A 20802-nucleotide genomic window follows, 5' to 3' on the forward strand; every position below is an offset into this window, starting at 1 on the left:
ATGGTTTGCCTGTCTGGCGGCAAAGATTCGTTCACTATGCTCGATATTTTGATGGGCTTGCAAAAAAGCGCACCTGTTAACTTTGAGCTCATTGCGGTCAACATGGATCAAAAGCAGCCGGGCTTCCCTGAACATGTATTACCCGAATACTTAAGCCAAATTGGGGTGCCCTTCCACATTGTCGAAAAAGATACCTACAGTGTGGTGAAAGAAATCATTCCGGAAGGAAAAACGACTTGCAGCCTATGTTCTCGCCTGCGCCGTGGCACCTTATATGGTTTTGCAGAGACGATCGGCGCCAACAAAATTGCGCTTGGGCACCACCGCGATGACATCATCGAGACTTTGTTCTTGAACATGTTTCATGGCGGCAAACTCAAATCGATGCCACCTAAATTACTTAGCGACGATAAAAAGCATGTTCTGATTCGTCCTCTGGCCTATTGCAAAGAGAAAGACATCGAAGCCTATTCCGATGCCAAGGAGTTTCCGATTATTCCGTGTAACTTATGTGGTTCGCAGGAAAATTTGCAGCGTCAAAACATCAAGATGATGTTGCAGCAGTGGGAACGCGAACAGCCGGGACGCAGTGAAAATATCTTCTCGGCAATTTGCAATGTCGCCCCGTCGCAGTTGGGCGATGGCCAATTGTGGGACTTCAAAAACTTACAAGATCAGCAAGAAAAAGGACATTTATTTACCCGTTTGGATGTCATGCAAATCGACTAAACGAGGATACTAAAGATCCAAGTACCTTAAAGGCTGGGGAATTCCTCGGCCTTGTTACATTCCCCCGTTTAACATATGAGTCGCATGAAATTCGTATTCACCTGGACCTTTGAGTATCCAATCAAACTTATAGCGCTGCTCTGTCATCATGTCCTCGCCCATCGCCGTTAAGTAACAGGCATAATCTGACAATTCAGGTTCTGGCATTTTCACTCGCACTTGGTACGTAGTATCAAGTTCAGTGACCGCAATCGTTGATATCGCTTGAGTCGGAGCGCCAGCGATACCTTTGCGAATCCACTGCAAAATAATTCCATGGCGGCCGTCGTGTTCACTTCGAATCAACCGGATATACCCCTCGCCAGCATTAGAACGCCAAGGGCAAACACGCTGAACCTGATCGACCCAAACAGGCATGACATAGGATTCAGTAATATCGGTTGGTGCCATAACCTCAGCAATTTTTGCGTCTTGAACATCTGCATCTGCACCATGCAGCAAAGCTGACGCAAGGCTTATGCTGGCAGCCAATATTACTTGCTTGGTTAGATCCGATAATTGTAGGGTCATTAGTACATCCTCCTTTATGCAGACTAGCAGAGTCCTTTTCGCTTTGCCGTGCACGCTAATACTCACCAATATCGGGACGGCTATTTAACCCAAGCTGGTTGGCCTGCAGCACTTGGCCCTGTGTCCCAATCTGGGCGTTGATAGGTAACACTGACCACGTCATAACTGACCTTACCTTTAGGCAATGTAACCACCACTTCGTCATCAAGTGACTTACCCATCAAACCGCGCGCGAACGGCGCATCGATGCTGATATACCCACGCGGCAAATCGATTTCGTCGGCACCCACTATACGATAACGGTATAACTCACCATCCAAATCTTCTAGCTCGATCCACGCACCAAAAAACACCTTACTTGTATCGGCAGGTATACGATCTACTACAGTGACATGTTCAATACGCTTTAATAAAAATCGAACGCGGCTATCAATTTGACGCAAACGGCGTTTGCCATAAATGTATTCGGCATTTTCAGATCGATCGCCCAATTTTGCCGCATCTGATACCTCTTGCGTCACTTTTGGACGTTCTTTGCGCCATAAAAAGTCGTATTCGTCGCGTAGCGCCTGTTCTCCTTCAGGGGTTATTAAGTCGCTACGATTAGGTAATGTTTTTTCACTATCGCTCATGATCTTCCTAGGTTTATCTATTTTTATTCAGCGCCATACCGCATTGTCATGGTTCCGCAATGTTTGCATGTCAGCGTCATTGCGGCGATTGGCTATTCTCAATATTTTGGTGAATCACTCTACATGATGAAGCGCAGCGTTAATCTGGTTTTCGGTATCTTACTTGTTATCGCTGGTTTAATTGTTATGCCCATGCCTGTTCCTCTAGGGCTAATCATGATCATACTCGGCTTGTCATTGATGGTGAGCGCTTGGCCGGCCCTGCAACGCAAGCTTAAAGCGCTGCGTAGCCGCTTTCGTAAAATTTCAGATAAATTATCACGTATTCGCCATCGACTGCCGGGTTTCGCTCGCCGCTTGCTCGATGACACTGAGCCTGATTAGTCCTTGAACACAACCGACCTGCCCTCTGTGCTAAGCTTAGCGCCATGACTAGCCTTGTATCGGCCTCTGGCCCTCTTTTTAACTTGTCGCCTACTGAGGCGCTGGATAGCGAGCCTATGCTCGACTTGCTAGCGTGTTGCTTGGCCGATGGTTCCTCTCGCAGCGAATATGACATCATCCGCTGGCTGCAGCAGCCCGAGCAGAGCGTTTTCCGCAAGGATGCGATGAGCGATAACCTAACACTCTTCCAAACGCATTTTATGCTGATGCATTGGCTTTATCAGCTGCGTGAACGCTTGATAAACACGAAGACAGGCATACTAAACATCAGTGCATTGAGCATAGTATTAGAACCTTGGCCGCATGCAGACAACGCCGAAAAAAAATCAGGCAAGCCAACTGCGAGCACTCCTCTAACGAGCGCAGATCCATTAGCGGCTTACTATCTGGATATCAATAACCTCAGTACTGATCGCCAAGGCGTCGAAAACTTACTATCCAGCTTTTGGTTGCTCATGCTTGAACCCGGCCATCGTGATCAAGATTTAGCCCTGCTGGAACTATCTGAGCCCGTGAGTAACCAAGAAATACGTTTACAATACCGCCGCCTAGCCATGCAACATCATCCGGATCGTGGTGGTGATGATGCTAGCTTCCGTGAAATTACTGCCGCCTATCAGCGGTTAAAACTGCAATTTTAAGGTCTAGAATGATGAAGTATCTATCGACCTCCCTATGGACTTTGGTTTCTACCATTACGCTGTTGGGATTTTCCGTCCGCACACAAGCTGACCTCGTTGTTTTACAGTATCACCATATCGCTAACGACAGCCCAGCTGTGACCAGTATTAGCCCTGATGGCTTTGCCAAGCATATGGCCTTGCTTGAGCAAGAAAATATGACAGTCGTCGACTTGAATGATGCTGTCCGTACTGTGCTCGCTGGAGAAAAATTACCGGAGCGCGCCGTCGCTATCACTTTCGATGATGCTTATTTATCAATTTATGAAAATGCTTGGCCGCTACTTAAAGAACGCAATTGGCCGTTTACCGTTTTTGTTAACACTCAAGCGGTTGATGAAGGTCATACCGTAGCGATGACATGGGATCAATTACGGGAACTGGATAGTCATGGTGGGCGTATCGCTAATCATAGCGTTGGCCACCCTTACTTACTGGAACCGCCGAAAGGAATGGATAATAACGACTGGCTAACTCAGCAGATTGGCCAAGCAGAGCAGCGCATAGAAAGTGAAATCGGTCATAGTCCGCGGTTATTTGCTTACCCATACGGCGAGTACAATTTAGCCATAGCGGCATGGCTAAAAGATAACAATTATATCGCTTTTGGTCAGCAAAGCGGCGCTATTGGTAGCACCAGCCATGCGCAAATACTGCCGCGCTACCCAGCGTCTGGCACTTATGCAGACATCGACACCTTGCGCACCAAGCTGCATTCGCTGGCTTTACCAGTACCTGCCGAGCAGGTTTTAAATCCGATATTGCAAGAAAATAATCCGCCGGTACTGTCACTCTCATTCAATCGCGATGACATAACGCCAAATCTCGTACAGTGTTACGCCAGCGGTGAGGGTGAAGTGGCGGTACAACGCCAAGAAAGCGATCAACTGTTAAGCCTAACGGTACAAGCTCAGAACGCCATTACTGCTGGCCGGAGTCGTTATAACTGCACGGCAGCTAGCCGCAGCCAACCCGGTCGCTTCTATTGGTACTCACAGCTGTGGATCAATATGGCAGTGGAGAATCGCTGAACGGCTACAGCACATTCTGCGATAAGTGGTTTAACTGCTTATCGCGCTCCCGCCAGTCAGGTAAACACTCTGTCATTAAACCGCGAAAGCCGGGGCCATGATCAAAATGTTTAAGGTGGCAAAGCTCATGAACAACAACCAGTTCAATCAAGTCTAGCGGTAACTGCATCAGCGCCAAATTCAGGTTGATATAGCCACGTGTCGATAAGCTGCCCCATCGAGTGCGCATTTTCTTGATACGTAGAGTTGGACGGCGGACATTAAAGTTACTGAAAAAAGGCCACCATTGATCAATCATTTGCTCAAATATCATCCGACCTTCCGCACGCAACCAGCGATCTACTGCTTTATCAACTTTAGCAGTATCCCAACCTTCCGGTACCCAAACCAACTGATCGGTTACTAAGAATGAATCTAACGCACTGGGCGTGATCACTCTCTCCTTACCCAAGATCACGACCTTGCCCTCACGTTGCTGTAATCGCTCGCAAGCAATGTCGCGTCGCTCTTTTAACCAGCGATGATTGGCATTAACGAAGGCTAATACGTCGCCTTGATTGCAGTGCAATGGCACGCGTACATCGACCTCTCCATCCTCGGTAATTTGCAGGCGCATGGTCTTACGCGCTGATGCCGAAATCAGCACGCGTACTGACTCACCTGCAACTTCGAGCCACATTTCACGCTTGTAGGATTTCCGCTGATTCATAAGCCTGTTAGGATTGCGCAAACTTTGGAGTATTGTATGACTGACCTGAATAGTATCCCAGCCTTATCGGAAGAAGAACTCGAAACCTTAGGTAACTTGCTTGAAGATGAAGCCGACCGTAATGATAGCTTCGACTTCTTCGCCGTTCATGGCTTTATCACCGCCCTGCTAGCTGGCCCTGTTGAATTCGACGTGCAAGACGTTTGGGATTGCGCTTTCGACGAAACCACCAGTTTCACACCAGCAAACAAAGCCACAGTGACCGCTTTAATGGTGAAACTGAGCAAAGAAATCCAAGCTTGGCTGGATTCAGGCCAAGACTTCCCGGTACCAACCGACCTTAGCTTGATGGACGATGACGGCGAACCACCACTAGAGAGCTGGGCGATGGGCTTTATGTCCGCCGTACTATTGCAAGAAGAAGCTTGGTACGCCAGTAATGAAGAACTGATTGCTCAGTTCCTATTCCCTATTATGTACGCATCCGGTTTGTTCATGGATGAACCTGAAATGGCCGATATCGACGAAGACTCTGAACTGTCCGACCAGATGTGTGCCAACATTCCGGTGAGTATTATTGAACTGTATTTACAGCTAAACGGTGCGAATAAGTAAATAGACTGCTGAATTAAATACAAATATCAGAACATAAAAAAGCCCCACTGAAATGTATTTCAACGGGGCTTTTTATTCAGACTATTTTACCGAGCCGCTTGGCTTTCGTCTGCAATTAAAGCACTCGGCTCTACGGCTTCATATCCATTTCGTAGCCAGACCTCAACTCGACGGTTTTTCATTCGACCATCATTGCCTTGGATAGCGGCCACTGGTAATTCGTCACCAAAACCGACAGTTTCATCTGGGTAAATACCTTGGCGTACCAGTTCACGTCGAACGGCCATGGCCCGCAGCTTGGATAACAACTGAGAACGGGACTCGGTTTTACGTTTATCACCAAAACCGACTAATACGACTTCTCCATTCGGTTGATGCTTTAAATACGCCGCCAATCTATCTAGATCTCGCTGTGCTTTATTGTCTAACTGAGCGCTACCTTCCATAAAGCGAAAGTTAATCGATAAACGCTGAGCACCTAATGTCAATTCGCGGAAGTCGGCTGGAAGCTCGTCATAATTTTCAGGTATTACGGCATGCAGTTCCTGCGAGACAAATCCGGTATCAGCAACTAAACGCTGTCCTTCATTTGCCAATGCGAAATTTAAAAAATCACGCACGTAGGTATTGTCAGATACACCTTGCGTATACATAAATAACCGTCGCGACAAGGCATAATCTTCTGTTGCAACCGTTAGCTGATTTGGCGACAAGGCTTTCACTTGCCCATCGGAAACAGCCAATGCCTTACTGTCATTTACTGATGACAATCCGACAAAGCCAATCGCGTTGGTATTATTAGCAACTGCAGCGGAAAGTTCAGAGTTGGATTCAAAACGGCGTACTTTTGGCAGTAATTCCGACTTACCAAGCACCATAGATTTAAAGCTATCCCAAGTACCCGACTTATCATCTCTTGCCAGTACCTCAATTTTTCCCGGGGTTCCGCCAACGTCAGCCCAATCGGTTACAGCACCGCTGAAAATGCTTTCTATTTGCTGCACACTTAATCGATTTAACGGATTACGAGGGTGAACAATCACCGCTAACCCATCGATACCAATAATATGTTCACTATCAAGGCTCGTTAGATTTAACGCCGGGAATAGTGCTTCTTCTTTGCTTTTAATCGGACGAGAGGCGGCTGCAATTTGAGCAATACCATCACGTAATGAAGAAAACCCTGTTCCAGAGCCATGTGCAGCAACGTGCACAGTTAAGCGACTATTGGTTGCTGCATGATAGCCGATAATCTCGACTTCATTTTCAATGTCTGTTTTGCGAATTTCGGCTTTGTCTGTACCACGAGCTTCCATCCAGGCTTTCACTAAACGCGGTGCTAACTCAGCACCAATCGTATTAGAACCGTCGATACGAAACAGTTGCACATCATCATAAGTTGATACTGCCGCAAAAAGTGACGCACTTGGTGCTTCAGCATGGCTGGCTGAAGCGACAATAATCGCCATTGAGGCGCAAAAATGAAAAACAGCAGAAAATGTAAAACGCAGACGTTGGGTCATCATCAGAAACCACCTTGATTGGACTAGCCGAACGGTACGCTGGAATTGTTACAGGATTATGACAATCACGACATTTGTGGCAATAACGGCCAAAATAGAATCATAAAAACAACAAAAGACCAGTGAATTAGGCCGATTGTTGTTTATTCCGACCTAGTTAGCTTCGCGAATAAACGTTCGCTCAGCCTTTTGATATACATCTTCGGTGACTAACTTACGAAAACCGCGGAGCGTATTGAGAGGAGCATCCACTAAAAAGCTGTTCACCAACCAAGACGGTAAACCGCCGCCTGGATCTGCGTGCGCTTCATATATTACTTCAATCTGATTGCCTTCTTTTGGTGTGAATAACCAATACCCGCTCATTTCTCGGATGCGAATAAAATCGTCATTCGATGGGAACACATCATTACGGGCATTCATGTCAACGCGTACCGCCAAAGAGTCTGGGTTTTGGCTAACCTTAGTCTCGGTGATGCTATCGCGATCTTTCACGGGCCAAGGCATATTGGTAATCATGTAATAGGTGCCCTGGGTGGCAGAGATCAACTCGATCTCTTCCATGATTTTACAATTAAAAACCCAGTCCTTAGTTCTTGGAGCATCCTGCAGCAAAGCAACCCCTGCAGTTAAACTCCCAGTCACATGGGTGACGGCTTTAAACGCTAAGGTATCGGAACCTTCGACGTGACGGGTATAGACCCGAATATCATCTTCTTTATCGTATGTTGCCTCATCCCAATTATCAGCCGCAAATACTGAGAACGACAGCGCGCTTAACACAACCAACACGCTTCTCTGCAGAAATTTAATCAACGAGACTACCACCCTTACAGTTGGGAGACACAGGAACGCCACTGGTTACCTGCCACTCGTCAGGAGTATAAAGGTGTAATGCTAAAGCGTGTACCTCTCCAGCCAATTCTTCTGCCAATATCTGGTAAACACGTTGATGGCGTGCAACCGCTCTGATTCCCTCAAAGGCTGCAGACACAACAACAAGCTTGAAATGAGAAGCTGTTGCTGGCCCAGAGTGCATATGGCTTTCATTGACGACATCGACATACATCGGCTCCAGTGCGCTTAGCTTTCGCTCGATCGTACTTTGTACTGCATTCATCCGCTGCCTCCTCTTAACCGCGATGATCCTTGCCCCGATAACAGAACAAGCATGTAAAGAAATCTGGCGGTTACTATAAACCACTCCCTTAAGGTTGCACACCAACACGAATTATCGCTACAGTACGCGGCTATTCAATTAGCGCGGATACACCCCATGCAAGATATCGACACACCCAATACTCACTCCCTTATTGACCGCTATTACGAAGAAGAACGCGCTAAACGCGAACAAGAAATGACTTTGGCAGAACTCGGCTTGCGCCTTGACGCCAATGATCTAGCCATGCTCGGTGTTATCGCTCGCCGTTTTCAAAAAAGCCGTGATCAGGTTGCGCAAGAGGTGTTATCGAGCGCACTTGTCGATCTGTTGAGTCGCATTGAACCAGGCGAGCGCAAATTGATGGCGCGCGATGCAGACGAAGCCGCGAAATCGATTGCAGAAGAAATTGCCGAAGAGAATGGTATCCGTGATGTACCTATACGCACAGGTGTATGGACGGCTCACGATCGCCAGTTTACCAAAATAGAACGTCAGAAAGAAAAATTAGAGAAAAAACCATTAAAGAAAGTGGAAGTTACTACTGAAGCTAAAAAGTCTGAAGCCAACACAACAGCGCCAACCGACCAAATCAACGAAAACGACACTGGTGAGTTTGAAGGTAGTTTTGAGGGCACTGCTCAAGTATCAGAAACGACCGCTATCGACACGATTTCAGCGACATTAGAGATGCAGACAGATCTAGAAGCTGAAACAAACGACGAAGACACAGTTGAGGAAAACGAAGCGCAAGAAGCCCCCGTGCTCGCTAATTAATAGCAAACCTCAATTGAAAAGCAGGCGGCGAAATCTCGCTGCCAGCTTAATGTGTAGCAATGTTTCGCTACTTATTTACGCCAAAGACGTAATTCGCGAAATTCACCTGGCCCAGCTTGCATCCAGAGAATTTCGTATTGATCTGAAAAGACAAACTTATTGCCAACAAGAAAGCCCGCTCGGCGACGGCCAGAAACCGTTGCTGAAGCTTGTCTACCCTGTTTTCTGGCAGTTTGTGCAAAATCTTCAGGTAAGACATCCATCTGTTGTCTCCAATCCCAAACACTTCATACGGGCACTTGCCATCCCGTAAGAGTACACGTCGTACATGACGAATCTGTGTCACTCTCTGACCCAAGGCGGTTGCTCTTAGTCGGTCATGCTTTACAATGTGCCGCCCTTTCACTCGTTCGTCAAATGGAAAGCGTCACTATGGCCATTCAATGGTTTCCTGGGCACATGAACAAAGCCCGCCGCAAGATCACCGAGGCAATGCCAGACATTGACCTCATTATCGAGGTGGTCGATGCACGTCTACCCTTTTCTAGCACCAATCCATTTGTTGAAGAATTGTGCAAAGAGAAAGCTTGTATCAAGCTATTGAACAAGGCCGATCTAGCAGATCCTGTTGTTACCCAAGCTTGGGTTGATTACTACAATCAGCAACATAATATCCAAGCAATGCCATTGGTTGCAGAAGATCGCAGCCAGGTTAAAAAGCTGATTACCCTATGCAAACAGATTGGCGCTAAACGCAGTGAAAAGAAACAGTCGATTCGCGTCATGATTATGGGCATCCCGAACGTGGGCAAATCAACGCTAATCAATGCATTAGCTGGGCGCTATATCGCTCGCACCGGTAATGAACCCGCCGTCACCAAAGCCAATCAAATGATCGATCTCAAAAATGGCATTATCTTGTCGGATACGCCAGGGATTCTGTGGCCAAAATTTGAAAATGAATTAAGCGGATATCGTCTTGCCGCTAGCGGAGCGGTAAAAGACACCGCTATCGAATACATTGATGTCGCAACGTTTGCCGTCGGATTTTTGCTTAAGCGGTACGGTAAAGAACTACAAGAACGATATAAATTAAAAGAGATGCCTGCGACCGGAGACGAAGGCCTGCAACAAATTGGAGCTAAACGAGGATGCTTACGTCCTGGAGGCATTACCGATTTGCACAAGGCATCGGAATTAGTTCTGCATGAACTTCGGGCCGGAAAAATCGGGCGCATCACACTTGAAACGCCCGCAATGGTTGAACAAGAACTCACCGAAATCGAAGCAGCTAGGCTGTTGCTTCTGGCTGAATCCGCTGATAAACCTGAGTGAAGGTATTCCATTCAGGGTCGTCATCGGCGACGACCTCGATAGGATACAAACCATTATTGGTTGGGATAGTATCTAAGCCTGACTGCAACTTCTCTAAATCAGAGCTGTAAATTATCCACTGGTTAATGCCGTCATGGGTAATCATCATCGCCACAATGGCACTTTCGCCGATCTCTAAACGCGTTTGCAGAAGCTCGGTGAACTCGACGATTCTAGCTTGTTCAGCAATGCCAGGAAAACCGGTGCTGTCGTCAATACTTGAAGCGTGCCAAGCGATCTGTACACAGATCGAATACTTTTCGCTGTTCATGGCGAGCTGCCAATCTTCACGAAACTGGATACTGATGGGCTTATCTTGCAGGCTTCCAGACGCCCTCACCCAACGGTTGCTCACCAGCATGGCTTATTCCTTTTTATGTAACTGAATTTAGCCTAACGGATAAATTAAAAAATGCCAGAGGGAAAACGCCTAGAAATCACCCTATTTGCTTTAAAAACACAGAGTTAACAGGTTTTTAGAGCGCATTAAGAGGAATCTTCAAATAACTGACGCCGTTAGCCTCCGGCTCTGGAAATGCACCAGCACGAATATTCACCTGCAAAGATGGCAATATTAAGCGTGGCATTTCTAGCCCACTGTCCCTTTGGTTGCGCATCTCGATAAAGGACTCTCGGCTAATCCCGTCATGAACATGGATGTTGTTGGCGCGCTGTTGCTCAACCGTCACGCAACTTATAACGTCTCGTGGCTCTGGCGGATAGTCATGACATAGGTGTAAAACAACGTCGTTGCTCAAGGCTAACAGTGTTCGAGTTGAATCAAATAAAGTCCCTGCATCTCCGCCCGGGAAATCACACCGCGCTGTGCCCACATCCGGTGGAAAAAGTGTATCACCAACAAAAACATCAGAGTCGTTAACGGTATAACTCACGCAAGCTGGCGTATGTCCTGGGGTTGCAATGACACCAATTTCGCTTTCACCCAGTGCTAAGGTCTCACCAGCCTGCAATAGCCGATCAAACTGAGAACCGTCGGTTGCTAATGCCTCACCTTCATTAAATACACGCTTGAATATGCTCTGGACTTCGGTAATGGCTGAACCGATGACAATCTCTGCGCCAGTTTTCTCTCGCAGGTACATAGCTCCAGTTAAATGGTCCGCATGAGCATGGGTTTCCATGATGTACTGCAAGGTCAATTTTAGTTGCCGAATGTCTCCCAAAATCCCATCCAAGAAATCTGTATCTGTACGCCCAGATTTTTGATCAAAGCCGAGCACGGGATCGATTACCGCGGCATGAGACGTCGCTGTATCAATTAACAAATGAGTAAATGTCGACGTATCGTCGTGAAAGTAAGTGCGAATATCGACTTTCATTACGGGCTCCTTTTCAACTTCGAACAATAAACGAACACTTACCTTGCCATAAAAATCACTAAATTAGAATATTCTTATTTAGTAATATTTAATATAAACTCTAAGAACTTGCTTGGTGTTAAACCCGTAATGAGTTAATGCTGGTATCGCCACTTTATGAGGAGGCATTATGGTAGCTACTACCCATTCGCTAACAGATGAAACTAACTCTGTTAATCGTGAAGCTGTTATACAACTCCTCAAAGCCATGGCAAACGAGCATCGTCTTAGTATTTTATGCAGTTTGCGCGATGGTGAAGTAGCGGTTAGTGAATTAAGCCTTACCCTGCCCTTAAGCCAATCGGCTCTCTCACAACATCTAGCTTGGTTACGAGGACAAAAACTTGTCGCCACTCGGCGTCAGGCTCAGTGCATTTACTACCGCCTCTGTGATGATAAAGTAAGTCGAATAATTCAGTTATTAAATCAACTTTACTGCGAACCAGAGCATGGAGACGCTAGCGCATGAAGTTCTCTAATACCTTGCGCGGCTATCAGCGTCAATGGCTACCGGCGGATATCACCGCAGGTTTAATTGTGACTATTTTGTTGATCCCACAAAGTATTGCTTACGCTTTACTGGCTGGGTTGCCACCCGTAGCAGGACTTTATGCATCTCTACTACCGTTAGCCGTTTATGCCTTCTTGGGTACCAGCCCCACGTTAGCGATCGGTCCGGTCGCTATTGTTTCCCTCATGACGTTAGATGCTCTGCTACCTTTCGCTGCCATAGGCACTGCTGACTTCACAGCACACGCGACTGTCTTAGCGGGATTAACTGGAATTTGGCTATTAGTATTCTTCGCGGTTGGTTTGGGAAGTTGGACTTCTTTTATGAGCCACTCCGTCATTTCTGGTTTTACCAGTGCGGCGGCCATCGTCATTATTATCAATCAACTAAAGTACTTCACGGGTATTGATATTCCTCATGGCGGTGGCAGCTGGTCTCCGATCTCATATAGCATCAAGCATTGGCATGAAGCGGTGCCAATGGCTTTAATGGTTAGCCTCGCATCGGTTTTTGTCTTGGTATTTTGGCAGCGTTATGTACCTAAAATAGTGTCGCGCTGGAATCTATCCGTGATCATTTTGCCCTTCGTGACTAAATCTGGGCCTTTAGTCATTGTGGCTGTCGGTATAATAATGACCCAAATAGCTGGCTTACAAGTATCGACTGTTGGTGATATTCCTGCTGGACTGCCTTCGTTGCAAATCCCTCCCTTCAATGCGGTCGATTGGCGTAACTTAATCCTTCCCGCTTTTGTGATTGCTCTCATTGCGTATCTTGAGAACATCTCGATTGCCGGTGCCATGGCCATGCAACAGAGTCATCGAATTTCACCTAATCAAGAGTTGTTGGCCTTGGGTGTTGCCAACATGAGTGCAGCGATATCTCAAGCCTATCCTGTCTCTGGAAGTTTTGGCCGTAGCATGGTGAATATGGGGGCTGGAGCCCGTAGTCAAGTCGCCGGACTGGTCACTCTCGTCAGTGTTATTTTTGTTTGTCTATTTGCCAGCCATCTTTTTGTGAATCTTCCGCACGCAGTTCTGGCAGCCATTAATACCATCGCGGTTTGGTCTTTAATTCGCTGGCAGGATGGTTGGCGCGCATGGCTCTTTCAATACAGTGACGGCCTCATTTGGCTGCTGACTTTTATGGGGGTCCTAATATGGGGAGCCGAAACAGGTATTGTTATAGGCATGGGAATATCACTAATTCTCTATTTGCGTCGTACCAGCAAGCCTCATGTGGTGGAGATTGGGCGCCTAGGTGACTCCGAGCGCCTGCGCAGTATTGAACGCCATCAAGTAGAAACCAGCCCAGAATTACTCATCGTTCGCATTGATGAGAACCTCTACTTTGCTAACAGCCAGTACCTAGAAAATTACATCTATGACCGCATTGGGCCTAAGTCATCGGTGAAACACGTTATCATCGTTGGCAGCGCCATTAATTACATCGATTTTTGCGGTTTTGAATCGCTCGAACGAATATTGGAACAATTACGAGATCGAGATATCCAACTCCACTTCGCAGAGTTCAAAGGCCCCGTTATGGATCAACTGGGTAAAACCAATCTGCTCACTCAGTTGCAGCCGGGGCAGGTATTTATGACCGCAAGTGATGCAATGAGAACGCTTGGGCATTTGTAGGACGACACGTTATTATGACTGCCCATCTGCAGGAGCTAACACTATGACAACCACCACCCTAGTATTTTTGGTGCTGGCCGTTGCGATCATTGCTGGCCTATCCTTCTACGCTTGGCGACTTACACGCCAAGTCAACGCCATGAAGCAAGCACAGCAAGATGAAGAAGCATCCGGTGAATTGCATCTTCGCCAACATCAAGAAGAATTAGTCAATGATATCCGCTTCATCGCCCGCGCCGTGATCGCTGGGCAGTGCGAGATTACCGAAGGGGTTATGCGAACTCACTATTTACTTCATGGCTTAGATGCCGAAGTATGGGTGCGTGAAGAACTCAATATGATTCGTAGTCATTTTGATGCAACCCGTGACATGCCGATTTTACAGGCGTACAAAGAACTACCGAGGAAAGAGCAATTTGCAATCGATAGCCGTCGTCTTAAATTAGAAGAAAAGCATAAGGCTGCTATCGAGAGAGAATTTCGTTGGCTGAACAACTACTCTTTTCCCCAAGTCACTCTGTTACAGTAATCCACATCAAGGAGAACAAGATTATGCGTTCATTCATTATGGCATCCGCGGTATTTCTTTCAGCAACCGTTAGCGCAGACTGGCAATTGTCAGAGCCATCTCACATACATTTTCTATCGACTAAAAATACGCATAAAACAGAAGTACATGAGTTCAAGCGTTTGACTGGCAGCGTAACGAAAGACGGCAAAGCAACTTTGATCGTTGATCTTACTAGCGTAGAAACGGGTATACCCATTCGTAACGAGCGCATGCAAGAGTTCTTGTTTGAAACACCTAAGTTCGCAACGGCTACGTTTACTGCGCAAATTCCAGCAGACATGATGAGCAAAGCGAATGTAGGCTCATTAGAAAGTTTAGATTTGTCCGGCGTACTATCGCTACACGGTAAAGAAGTGCCAATCCAATTGCCTGTGTTTATTTCACCCGTATCGGACGGCTCAGTTGTTGTTAGCAGCGCCTTACCAATTCTAATCCAAGCTAATCAATTTGATTTGGTTACTGGCATTCAAAAATTGCGAGAGATGGCTGGATTAGAGCGCATTTCTGAAGTTGTACCCGTGACATTCACTCTGACATTTAAACCAGAATAAATCTTCTCCGTAATAAAATAGTTAAAGAAGCTTCGCTGTTCACTCATAGGTCCGCTCTTATCTTTAAGTATAAGAGCGGCTTTTATCCGCGTATGAAACATCAATTAGTCGGCGGCATGAATAAAGCAGTCTCTTCCCTTCCCCTTTGCTTGATATAGATACCCATCTAAATGGTCCAACAAATCTGTTAAGCCTAAATTTTGATGAGGTCGTGGTGTAACGGATAAATAGCTCCCTGACGACGTAATCGGTACTTGTTTACCGTCATCGTTACGTATATCCATATCACGAATCGCTTGCTGTATGCGCGCTGCAACCATTTCTAACTGATCTGGCTGACAGCCAGGTAGCAACAAAGCAAATTCTTCGCCGCCTAGGCGACCAATATGATCCGTCGGGCGCATCACGCCTTTCAATGTTTTACATAGCTGGCGCAATACTCTATCACCGGTGCCATGGCCATGGATGTCATTAACCTTTTTAAAGTGGTCAATATCCAGCAGTACCATCGCAAACACGTGATATTGTCGCTGTCCTCGCGACCATTCGCGCTGATAGCTGCGTTCGAAGCCACGACGATTTTCCGTAGCGGTAAGTGGATCGGTTAGCGCCAAGCGTGATTGTTCTTCCGACTGCTTCACCATGATCAAGCAAGCAGCAATAACCGCCGCTAAGTGCTGCATAAAATCCGTCGCCATACCATTCTGAAAACGATCTGCATTTGATGAGTACAGACACAATTGCCCTAAATATTCACCATTGCGAATCAAAGGTAAGCCCAACCCCGTGCGCCATGGAGGGGGCGGCGCAATAGGTTCGGCCTTCACCATAGGCAAGCGTGCCTTAAATTCAATTTGATTAAGCAAAGTGCCTTGTTCTAAATCGAGCGATTGCAGCATTGAAGCCTTAAGAGACCCCTCTGGGTCACAGACCTTCAATGTGACGGCATCTAATTCAAATTGAGACGGTAGGGCTTCGAGTAACAGAGTCAGAAAATCTAACCAAGACTGGGCGGACAACAATTGCAGCTCAAACGCCTGTAAACGCCGTAATAAGGCTTCATTACGGCGGGCATTCTCGAGTAATTCCTTCAGTTCCACTCGTTTACAGCTCCTATCAAGTTGAGAAGAGTATAGATGCTTGCGGTGATTTCGCTCGGGCTGGGGAAAGATTTGCATTTCTTTGCTAAACTGCTGCCTTTCATTTTTTTGCAGCGCAATGAAACATACGGTTCTAATTTTCGACTCAGGTGTCGGCGGCCTCAGTATTTTGCAAGAAGTTCGGCAATTACTTCCGAATTTAAAGCTTTCTTACCTGATGGATAATGCAGCATTTCCATACGGCATTCAGCCGGATGATATTCTGCTGCGCCGCATAGTGAATGTCTGTCGTAGTGCTGTAGAGGTACTACAACCTGATCTACTGATCATTGCGTGCAATACTGCTAGTACCATCGCACTGCCCGCCTTGAGAGAGCAACTCGCCATTCCCGTTGTTGGTGTTGTCCCTGCTATAAAGTTAGCGGCAAATTCAGCACACGGTGGACACATAGGCCTATTGGCCACTCCGGCAACTATCAACCGTACTTACACCGACGATTTGATCACGCAATTCGCGTCAGGTTGCACTGTACATCGCTTTGGCAGCAGTGAACTGGTGTTGTTAGCAGAAGAATTTATGCTAGGTCACGACGTCGATCGTGCCGTAATAGACCATATTGGAAAATGGATTGATTCCACGCCCACTATGACGCACATAGTATTAGGCTGTACTCACTTCCCCCTATTAACTCCGTTACTGCAAACACAATGGCCAAAGATTCAATGGACTGACTCAGGTACAGCTATTGCGCGACGTGTAAAACAACTATTGCCGGTTACAGCGGACGATACCCAAAGCGGTGATTTGCAGCTGTCATGGACAGCGGCCAATCAAATGCCTTCTGCTGCTGAGAATTTTCTTAGCCAAATGGGCTCGATTGCACACGCAGCACCGCTATTAGTAAAAGAATTTTCTTATACATAGAAGTTTCTTTGTATAAGTATTTAAAATTTGAGTAAAATACTCAGGTATAGAATTTAACTACGGTAATCACATGTCGAATCTTGAAACCCTGTACCAACAGGTCCTCTCTGAACTAGGCGAGGATACGAATCGCGAAGGCTTGCTAGATACTCCGAAACGCGCAGCCAAAGCTATGCAGTTCTTAACGAGTGGCTATGAGACCAACTTGCATGAAATCGTTAACAATGCCGTATTCAGTAGCGATAATGACGAAATGGTCGTGGTACAAGGCATAGAGTTTTATTCACTGTGTGAGCACCATATGCTGCCATTCATTGGCCGCTGCCATATAGGTTATCTCCCAAGTGGTCATGTACTTGGTCTGTCAAAGTTTGCTCGCATTACAGATATGTTTGCCCGCCGCTTACAAATTCAAGAAAATATGACGAAGCAAATTGCCGAAGCAGTCGAGGAAGTCACGGGCTGCCGTGGTGTTGGTGTTATTGTCGAAGCCCAGCACATGTGTATGATGATGCGAGGTGTGCAAAAACAAAACTCAATGATGCGCACGTCGGTGATGAAAGGCGCATTCCGCGAAAATCAAGCTACGCGTGACGAGTTCATGCGCTTAGTTGGTCTGTAGAAAGGTCATCGTTTAACGGGAGAACAATGCAAGAACTCGAATGGTGGATCTGGCCGATATTCCTGTATAGCTTCGGCATACTGGCTGCCATTGATGCACTATGGCAAGGGCGAACATCACAAGGAACGGTCGCTTGGGTTCTTGCTCTCCTGTTAATGCCTGTCCTTTCTCTCCCCTTTTACCTGTTCTTCGGCTCTAGGCGCTTCCAAGCATACCGTCGTGCGCGACGTCATGGTGATGATCGAATTAGCGCAACAGAACGCCAAGCGCGTAATGTCTTAGCGGCACACAAGTGCCCGACCAATCCGATGACAAAACCGCTAGAAAAACTCTTTCGCATCGGGCAATTAGACGGTAATCAATGCGATATTTTGACCACAGGTAGTGAAACCTACAACGCCATACTGAATAGCATGCAATGCGCTCAACACACATTGTGCGTACAGTTTTATACTTTTCGCGATGACCAAGTCGGTGAACGTTTCGCGGATGTTATGTGTGAGAAAGCAACATATGGAGTGCGGGTTTATCTATTATATGACGAGCTAGGGTCCGGTGGTTTGGACGATGAATTTCTGCAACGTCTTGTCGCTAGCGGCGTTAAAGTCAGCCGCTTTAATCCTATTAAACTACGCAACCGGACCCATTTAAACTTTCGTAATCATCGTAAAATCGTAGTTATCGACGGCCAAACAACCTATACCGGTGGATACAATGTTGGTGAAGAATACTTAGGTTTAGATGAAGACATTGGGCGTTGGCGTGACACTCATATTCGTGTATCCGGCCCTGCGAGCCTTGCGTTTCAGCTCTCCTTTACTGAAGACTGGCACTGGGCAACCGGTATAGAGCCGCAATTAAATTGGGATATCCCTTCAGTATTCGGCGAACAACGAGTTATGTGTATTAACAGCGGTCCCGCCGATTTTTACGAAACTGGCAGCTTATTTTTTACACACTTGATACACCAAGCGAAAGAACGCTGCTGGCTTGTCAGCCCGTATTTCGTCCCTGATCAAACCGTCTTCTCTGCCTTACAGCTTGCAGCATTGCGGGGAGTTGATATTCGTATATTGCTTCCGGGACAATCCGATAGCTGGCTAGTAACTCAAGCTACGCGAGAATATGTTCAAATCCTAAAACGTTCAGGAATCCAATTTTTCACCTACGACAATGGTTTCCTTCATCAAAAAGTTGCCTTGATCGACGATGAATGGGCTTGCATAGGCAGCGCAAATCTTGATAACCGCTCACTGCGTATTAATTTTGAGGCCAACGCCTTGGTACAAGACCATGACTTCGCCCGAAAAATTGAAAATATGTTGCTAGAAGATTTTCAGCAATCACACCCAACCCTCGTTGACTCTCGCTGGCACAAACAGCTTCTTGGTAAAATTTGCCGCCTAATGGCACCCCTCCTATAGTTTTAGACAGTATTCTCCGACAAACGGAATAGTGGCGTAAAAGATGATTCCCCATCATCAGCGACAATAGTCAATTTAACCGTTTTACTTTATAACTAGTGCCTAAACACTACACGCTCATATTAATAACAACATCTATCGTTAGAGGAATTAACATGTCACAGCGCATTGTCATCACTGGAGCATCTTCAGGTATTGGAGCCGCGTTGGCATGGGAGTATGCCGGTCGTGGTTACGATATCGGCTTGTGCGCTCGTCGTGCTGAAAACATGGAAGCGCTCTGCAATGAACTGCACGCTCACTACCCATCACAGCAATTTATTTATGAAACACTAGATGTGAATGATTTAGACAGTGTCGCGCCAATTTTAAACACCCTCGCCGCGCGCTTAGGTAGTATCGACGTATTGATTGCTAACGCAGGGGTCACTGGTGTACGCCGCACAGGTAACGGCAAACTGGATATTGACGTCGGCATTATCCAAACGAACTTGCTTGGCGCGATTGCGACCATTGACGCCGCGATTGCTATCTTCCGCGAACAAGATCGCGGACATCTCGTAGGCATTTCTTCGTTCTCGGCTTTCCGGGGCATTCCGGGCAGTGCCGCCTACTCAGCAAGTAAAGCCGCTCTTAGCAATTACCTTGAGGCGGTGCGAACCGAGCTACACAAAAAGAACATTCAAGTAACGACCATACACCCTGGATTTATCAAAACAGATTTGGCCGACAATATGGAGAAATTCCCGTTTGTCATCAATGCACCAAAAGCCGCACGGTTAATGGCAGAAGCTATTCGTAAGCGGAAAAAAGAAGCCACTGTACCTGCATGGCCTTGGAACTTACTCAGGGTATTAATGAAAAAAATGCCAGACAGTGTCGTTGCCAAGATGTTTTAGATATACATTCGTTAAAACAAAAACGCCATGCTAAGCATGGCGTTTTTGTTTCATCTATCGTGCTGTAACGACTTAGTGCTGAAGCGACTTAGAATTTATAACCGCAAGAGACCATAATCGCGATTGGATCAATCTCAACATCGGTACCGCTATCATTTAACTCAGCGTCAATATCAACTTTCCATGCTGCGATACTTGCCAACATATTATCGCCCAAATCATAGTTAGCTCCAAGCGTCATGGCTAAGCCTGTGCTCTTGCCTAAATGAGCAACCGCACCATCTTCATCAAAGAAAAACGTATGATTCACACCACGGCCAAGGTAAGGCTGTAACTTCGATTCGCCAGACAATGGAAAATACAGTGCTGAGATCGTTGGTGGTAAATGTTTTACCGTACCAATACGTTCGCCTCCTGCCTCAACTGTGTGCTTGAACGGTGTGGCAGCCAGTAACTCAACACCAATCTTAGGCGTAGCCATATAGGTTACCGTCAGACCAAGCTGGGTATCATCCTTTACGGTGACGCCATCAATACCACTATCAGACTTAGGGTTAACATTAATCACCCCAGCCTTTACAACAATATCACCTGCTTCGTATGCCATCACAGGAACAGCGGCGGTTACAATCGCGGTGGCCAGTATGGTTTTTAACAGTTTCATAAGTGCACTCCTTAGTCTGTGCAGTAACGGAATGAGTGCAGTCTACGGCTTGGATGAAGTGCGAGGTTGATGCACATCAAGAAATAAAGGATGTGTCTTTTATAGCCAATAGTTACCATGTTCCAGATCAACTAGTGTGCACATTTTGGCTAATTCTCAAAAATGTGGCATAAGATTTCCTTTCTAATCATGAAAAAAAAGAAAATTAGCTAAGCATGGCCTATATTTAGATCGGGCCAATAGGCGTTTACGAAAACAGAGGGATATTGC

26 protein-coding genes are annotated in these 20802 nt (G+C 46.5%); 15 read left to right on the forward strand and 11 right to left on the reverse strand.

What is annotated here, in order from left to right; all coding sequences use genetic code 11:
• Nucleotides 1-729, forward strand: a 729-nt coding sequence (ttcA, locus tag UXZ23_RS08725; protein WP_320820213.1) for a tRNA 2-thiocytidine(32) synthetase TtcA, incomplete at its 5' end; no start/stop codon positions are given.
• Nucleotides 730-783: 54 nt separating this feature from the next.
• On the opposite strand, the gene UXZ23_RS08730 is transcribed toward ttcA, so the two are convergent.
• Together UXZ23_RS08730 and greB are read right to left on the reverse strand one after the other, a co-directional pair.
• Complete coding sequence (locus UXZ23_RS08730; protein WP_320820214.1) at nt 784-1299, reverse strand: hypothetical protein; 516 nt, start codon at nt 1297-1299, stop codon at nt 784-786.
• Between the two features lie 80 nt (nt 1300-1379).
• Complete coding sequence (greB, locus tag UXZ23_RS08735) at nt 1380-1931, reverse strand: transcription elongation factor GreB (protein WP_320820215.1); 552 nt, start codon at nt 1929-1931, stop codon at nt 1380-1382.
• Nucleotides 1932-1979: 48 nt separating this feature from the next.
• Between greB and UXZ23_RS08740 the strand changes: the two genes are divergently transcribed.
• From UXZ23_RS08740 to UXZ23_RS08750, 3 genes are read left to right on the forward strand one after another with little or no spacing between them, the layout of a single operon-like run.
• Nucleotides 1980-2315, forward strand: coding sequence for a PGPGW domain-containing protein (locus UXZ23_RS08740; RefSeq protein WP_075273289.1), 336 nt, complete (start codon nt 1980-1982; stop codon nt 2313-2315).
• 44 nt (nt 2316-2359) lie between these two features.
• A complete protein-coding gene (locus UXZ23_RS08745; protein ID WP_320820216.1) occupies nt 2360-3016 on the forward strand; it encodes a DNA-J related domain-containing protein in 657 nt (218 codons plus the stop codon).
• A gap of 8 nt (nt 3017-3024) precedes the next feature.
• On the forward strand, nt 3025-4086 hold the full coding sequence (locus UXZ23_RS08750; RefSeq protein WP_320820217.1) for a polysaccharide deacetylase family protein: 1062 nt from the start codon (nt 3025-3027) through the stop codon (nt 4084-4086).
• A 4-nt stretch (nt 4087-4090) separates the two neighbouring features.
• Here the strand turns inward: UXZ23_RS08750 and UXZ23_RS08755 are convergent, their stop codons facing one another.
• Nucleotides 4091-4795 carry a SprT family zinc-dependent metalloprotease gene (locus UXZ23_RS08755; RefSeq protein ID WP_320820218.1) on the reverse strand — a complete coding sequence of 235 codons (705 nt, stop codon included), beginning with the start codon at nt 4793-4795 and terminating at the stop codon, nt 4091-4093.
• 36 nt (nt 4796-4831) lie between these two features.
• Here UXZ23_RS08755 and UXZ23_RS08760 point away from each other — a divergent pair, with 36 nt between their 5' ends.
• A complete protein-coding gene (locus UXZ23_RS08760; protein ID WP_320820219.1) occupies nt 4832-5410 on the forward strand; it encodes a YecA family protein in 579 nt (192 codons plus the stop codon).
• Between the two features lie 86 nt (nt 5411-5496).
• Here the strand turns inward: UXZ23_RS08760 and UXZ23_RS08765 are convergent, their stop codons facing one another.
• The 3 genes from UXZ23_RS08765 to UXZ23_RS08775 all read right to left on the reverse strand — a co-directional run bounded on the left by UXZ23_RS08765 (nt 5497) and on the right by UXZ23_RS08775 (nt 8053).
• Nucleotides 5497-6936: a phosphate ABC transporter substrate-binding/OmpA family protein gene (locus UXZ23_RS08765; RefSeq protein ID WP_320820220.1), complete on the reverse strand. Its 1440-nt coding sequence runs from the start codon at nt 6934-6936 to the stop codon at nt 5497-5499.
• A gap of 150 nt (nt 6937-7086) precedes the next feature.
• On the reverse strand, nt 7087-7725 hold the full coding sequence (locus UXZ23_RS08770) for an START domain-containing protein (RefSeq protein ID WP_320820221.1): 639 nt from the start codon (nt 7723-7725) through the stop codon (nt 7087-7089).
• A gap of 16 nt (nt 7726-7741) precedes the next feature.
• The gene (locus UXZ23_RS08775) at nt 7742-8053 is read right to left on the reverse strand and encodes a BolA family protein (RefSeq protein WP_320820222.1); all 312 of its coding nucleotides are present in this window, start codon (nt 8051-8053) and stop codon (nt 7742-7744) included.
• Between the two features lie 156 nt (nt 8054-8209).
• Here UXZ23_RS08775 and UXZ23_RS08780 point away from each other — a divergent pair, with 156 nt between their 5' ends.
• Nucleotides 8210-8869 carry a hypothetical protein gene (locus UXZ23_RS08780; RefSeq protein WP_320820223.1) on the forward strand — a complete coding sequence of 220 codons (660 nt, stop codon included), beginning with the start codon at nt 8210-8212 and terminating at the stop codon, nt 8867-8869.
• Nucleotides 8870-8940: 71 nt separating this feature from the next.
• Here UXZ23_RS08780 and UXZ23_RS08785 read toward each other — a convergent pair whose 3' ends face one another.
• On the reverse strand, nt 8941-9132 hold the full coding sequence (locus tag UXZ23_RS08785; protein WP_015487151.1) for a hypothetical protein: 192 nt from the start codon (nt 9130-9132) through the stop codon (nt 8941-8943).
• A 169-nt stretch (nt 9133-9301) separates the two neighbouring features.
• Here UXZ23_RS08785 and ylqF point away from each other — a divergent pair, with 169 nt between their 5' ends.
• A complete protein-coding gene (ylqF, locus tag UXZ23_RS08790; protein ID WP_320820224.1) occupies nt 9302-10204 on the forward strand; it encodes a ribosome biogenesis GTPase YlqF in 903 nt (300 codons plus the stop codon).
• On the opposite strand, the gene UXZ23_RS08795 is transcribed toward ylqF, so the two are convergent.
• Nucleotides 10161-10604 (reverse strand): DUF695 domain-containing protein, encoded by a 444-nt coding sequence (locus tag UXZ23_RS08795; RefSeq protein ID WP_320820225.1) that lies wholly within the window; start codon nt 10602-10604, stop codon nt 10161-10163. The genes ylqF and UXZ23_RS08795 overlap by 44 nt on opposite strands.
• 115 nt (nt 10605-10719) lie before the next feature.
• On the reverse strand, nt 10720-11583 hold the full coding sequence (locus tag UXZ23_RS08800) for an MBL fold metallo-hydrolase (protein WP_320820226.1): 864 nt from the start codon (nt 11581-11583) through the stop codon (nt 10720-10722).
• A gap of 169 nt (nt 11584-11752) precedes the next feature.
• On the opposite strand from UXZ23_RS08800, the gene UXZ23_RS08805 reads away from it, so the two are divergent.
• Genes UXZ23_RS08805 through UXZ23_RS08820 form a run of 4 tightly spaced genes read left to right on the forward strand, consistent with a single transcriptional unit; the run spans nt 11753 to nt 14898 of the window.
• Nucleotides 11753-12091 (forward strand): metalloregulator ArsR/SmtB family transcription factor, encoded by a 339-nt coding sequence (locus UXZ23_RS08805; RefSeq protein ID WP_320820227.1) that lies wholly within the window; start codon nt 11753-11755, stop codon nt 12089-12091.
• Nucleotides 12088-13776, forward strand: coding sequence for a sulfate permease (locus tag UXZ23_RS08810; protein WP_320820228.1), 1689 nt, complete (start codon nt 12088-12090; stop codon nt 13774-13776). Before UXZ23_RS08805 ends, UXZ23_RS08810 begins: the two co-directional genes overlap by 4 nt.
• A gap of 43 nt (nt 13777-13819) precedes the next feature.
• Entirely contained in the window at nt 13820-14305 is a 486-nt protein-coding gene (locus UXZ23_RS08815) for a DUF2489 domain-containing protein (protein ID WP_320820229.1), read from the forward strand.
• A gap of 23 nt (nt 14306-14328) precedes the next feature.
• Nucleotides 14329-14898: a YceI family protein gene (locus UXZ23_RS08820; protein WP_320820230.1), complete on the forward strand. Its 570-nt coding sequence runs from the start codon at nt 14329-14331 to the stop codon at nt 14896-14898.
• A 104-nt stretch (nt 14899-15002) separates the two neighbouring features.
• On the opposite strand, the gene UXZ23_RS08825 is transcribed toward UXZ23_RS08820, so the two are convergent.
• Nucleotides 15003-15998, reverse strand: coding sequence for a DUF484 family protein (locus UXZ23_RS08825; RefSeq protein ID WP_320820231.1), 996 nt, complete (start codon nt 15996-15998; stop codon nt 15003-15005).
• A gap of 118 nt (nt 15999-16116) precedes the next feature.
• Between UXZ23_RS08825 and murI the strand changes: the two genes are divergently transcribed.
• From murI to UXZ23_RS08845, 4 genes are all read left to right on the forward strand, one after another.
• The gene (gene murI / locus UXZ23_RS08830) at nt 16117-16923 is read left to right on the forward strand and encodes a glutamate racemase (RefSeq protein ID WP_320820232.1); all 807 of its coding nucleotides are present in this window, start codon (nt 16117-16119) and stop codon (nt 16921-16923) included.
• 70 nt (nt 16924-16993) lie between these two features.
• Complete coding sequence (folE, locus tag UXZ23_RS08835) at nt 16994-17545, forward strand: GTP cyclohydrolase I FolE (protein WP_320820233.1); 552 nt, start codon at nt 16994-16996, stop codon at nt 17543-17545.
• 26 nt (nt 17546-17571) lie between these two features.
• On the forward strand, nt 17572-18969 hold the full coding sequence (cls, locus tag UXZ23_RS08840; protein WP_320820234.1) for a cardiolipin synthase: 1398 nt from the start codon (nt 17572-17574) through the stop codon (nt 18967-18969).
• A gap of 155 nt (nt 18970-19124) precedes the next feature.
• Nucleotides 19125-19868: an SDR family oxidoreductase gene (locus UXZ23_RS08845; RefSeq protein WP_320820235.1), complete on the forward strand. Its 744-nt coding sequence runs from the start codon at nt 19125-19127 to the stop codon at nt 19866-19868.
• Between the two features lie 88 nt (nt 19869-19956).
• On the opposite strand, the gene UXZ23_RS08850 is transcribed toward UXZ23_RS08845, so the two are convergent.
• Nucleotides 19957-20532: an OmpW/AlkL family protein gene (locus UXZ23_RS08850; protein ID WP_320820236.1), complete on the reverse strand. Its 576-nt coding sequence runs from the start codon at nt 20530-20532 to the stop codon at nt 19957-19959.
• Nucleotides 20533-20802: the final 270 nt, after the last annotated feature.

It is taken from the genome of Thalassolituus sp. (genome assembly GCF_034111725.1).
GTDB lineage: Bacteria > Pseudomonadota > Gammaproteobacteria > Pseudomonadales > Oceanobacteraceae > Thalassolituus.

What these genes read in the sequence shown, in the direction of transcription:
- UXZ23_RS08730 (WP_320820214.1), bottom strand. Translation starts at nt 1,299, where the DNA reads ATGACCCTACAATTATCGGATCTAACCAAGCAAGTAATATTGGCTGCC.
- greB (WP_320820215.1), bottom strand. Translation starts at nt 1,931, where the DNA reads ATGAGCGATAGTGAAAAAACATTACCTAATCGTAGCGACTTAATAACC.
- UXZ23_RS08740 (WP_075273289.1), top strand. Translation starts at nt 1,980, where the DNA reads ATGGTTCCGCAATGTTTGCATGTCAGCGTCATTGCGGCGATTGGCTAT.
- UXZ23_RS08745 (WP_320820216.1), top strand. Translation starts at nt 2,360, where the DNA reads ATGACTAGCCTTGTATCGGCCTCTGGCCCTCTTTTTAACTTGTCGCCT.
- UXZ23_RS08750 (WP_320820217.1), top strand. Translation starts at nt 3,025, where the DNA reads ATGATGAAGTATCTATCGACCTCCCTATGGACTTTGGTTTCTACCATT.
- UXZ23_RS08755 (WP_320820218.1), bottom strand. Translation starts at nt 4,795, where the DNA reads ATGAATCAGCGGAAATCCTACAAGCGTGAAATGTGGCTCGAAGTTGCA.
- UXZ23_RS08760 (WP_320820219.1), top strand. Translation starts at nt 4,832, where the DNA reads ATGACTGACCTGAATAGTATCCCAGCCTTATCGGAAGAAGAACTCGAA.
- UXZ23_RS08765 (WP_320820220.1), bottom strand. Translation starts at nt 6,936, where the DNA reads ATGATGACCCAACGTCTGCGTTTTACATTTTCTGCTGTTTTTCATTTT.
- UXZ23_RS08775 (WP_320820222.1), bottom strand. Translation starts at nt 8,053, where the DNA reads ATGAATGCAGTACAAAGTACGATCGAGCGAAAGCTAAGCGCACTGGAG.
- UXZ23_RS08780 (WP_320820223.1), top strand. Translation starts at nt 8,210, where the DNA reads ATGCAAGATATCGACACACCCAATACTCACTCCCTTATTGACCGCTAT.
- UXZ23_RS08785 (WP_015487151.1), bottom strand. Translation starts at nt 9,132, where the DNA reads ATGGATGTCTTACCTGAAGATTTTGCACAAACTGCCAGAAAACAGGGT.
- ylqF (WP_320820224.1), top strand. Translation starts at nt 9,302, where the DNA reads ATGGCCATTCAATGGTTTCCTGGGCACATGAACAAAGCCCGCCGCAAG.
- UXZ23_RS08795 (WP_320820225.1), bottom strand. Translation starts at nt 10,604, where the DNA reads ATGCTGGTGAGCAACCGTTGGGTGAGGGCGTCTGGAAGCCTGCAAGAT.
- UXZ23_RS08800 (WP_320820226.1), bottom strand. Translation starts at nt 11,583, where the DNA reads ATGAAAGTCGATATTCGCACTTACTTTCACGACGATACGTCGACATTT.
- UXZ23_RS08805 (WP_320820227.1), top strand. Translation starts at nt 11,753, where the DNA reads ATGGTAGCTACTACCCATTCGCTAACAGATGAAACTAACTCTGTTAAT.
- UXZ23_RS08810 (WP_320820228.1), top strand. Translation starts at nt 12,088, where the DNA reads ATGAAGTTCTCTAATACCTTGCGCGGCTATCAGCGTCAATGGCTACCG.
- UXZ23_RS08815 (WP_320820229.1), top strand. Translation starts at nt 13,820, where the DNA reads ATGACAACCACCACCCTAGTATTTTTGGTGCTGGCCGTTGCGATCATT.
- UXZ23_RS08820 (WP_320820230.1), top strand. Translation starts at nt 14,329, where the DNA reads ATGCGTTCATTCATTATGGCATCCGCGGTATTTCTTTCAGCAACCGTT.
- murI (WP_320820232.1), top strand. Translation starts at nt 16,117, where the DNA reads ATGAAACATACGGTTCTAATTTTCGACTCAGGTGTCGGCGGCCTCAGT.
- folE (WP_320820233.1), top strand. Translation starts at nt 16,994, where the DNA reads ATGTCGAATCTTGAAACCCTGTACCAACAGGTCCTCTCTGAACTAGGC.
- cls (WP_320820234.1), top strand. Translation starts at nt 17,572, where the DNA reads ATGCAAGAACTCGAATGGTGGATCTGGCCGATATTCCTGTATAGCTTC.
- UXZ23_RS08845 (WP_320820235.1), top strand. Translation starts at nt 19,125, where the DNA reads ATGTCACAGCGCATTGTCATCACTGGAGCATCTTCAGGTATTGGAGCC.
- UXZ23_RS08850 (WP_320820236.1), bottom strand. Translation starts at nt 20,532, where the DNA reads ATGAAACTGTTAAAAACCATACTGGCCACCGCGATTGTAACCGCCGCT.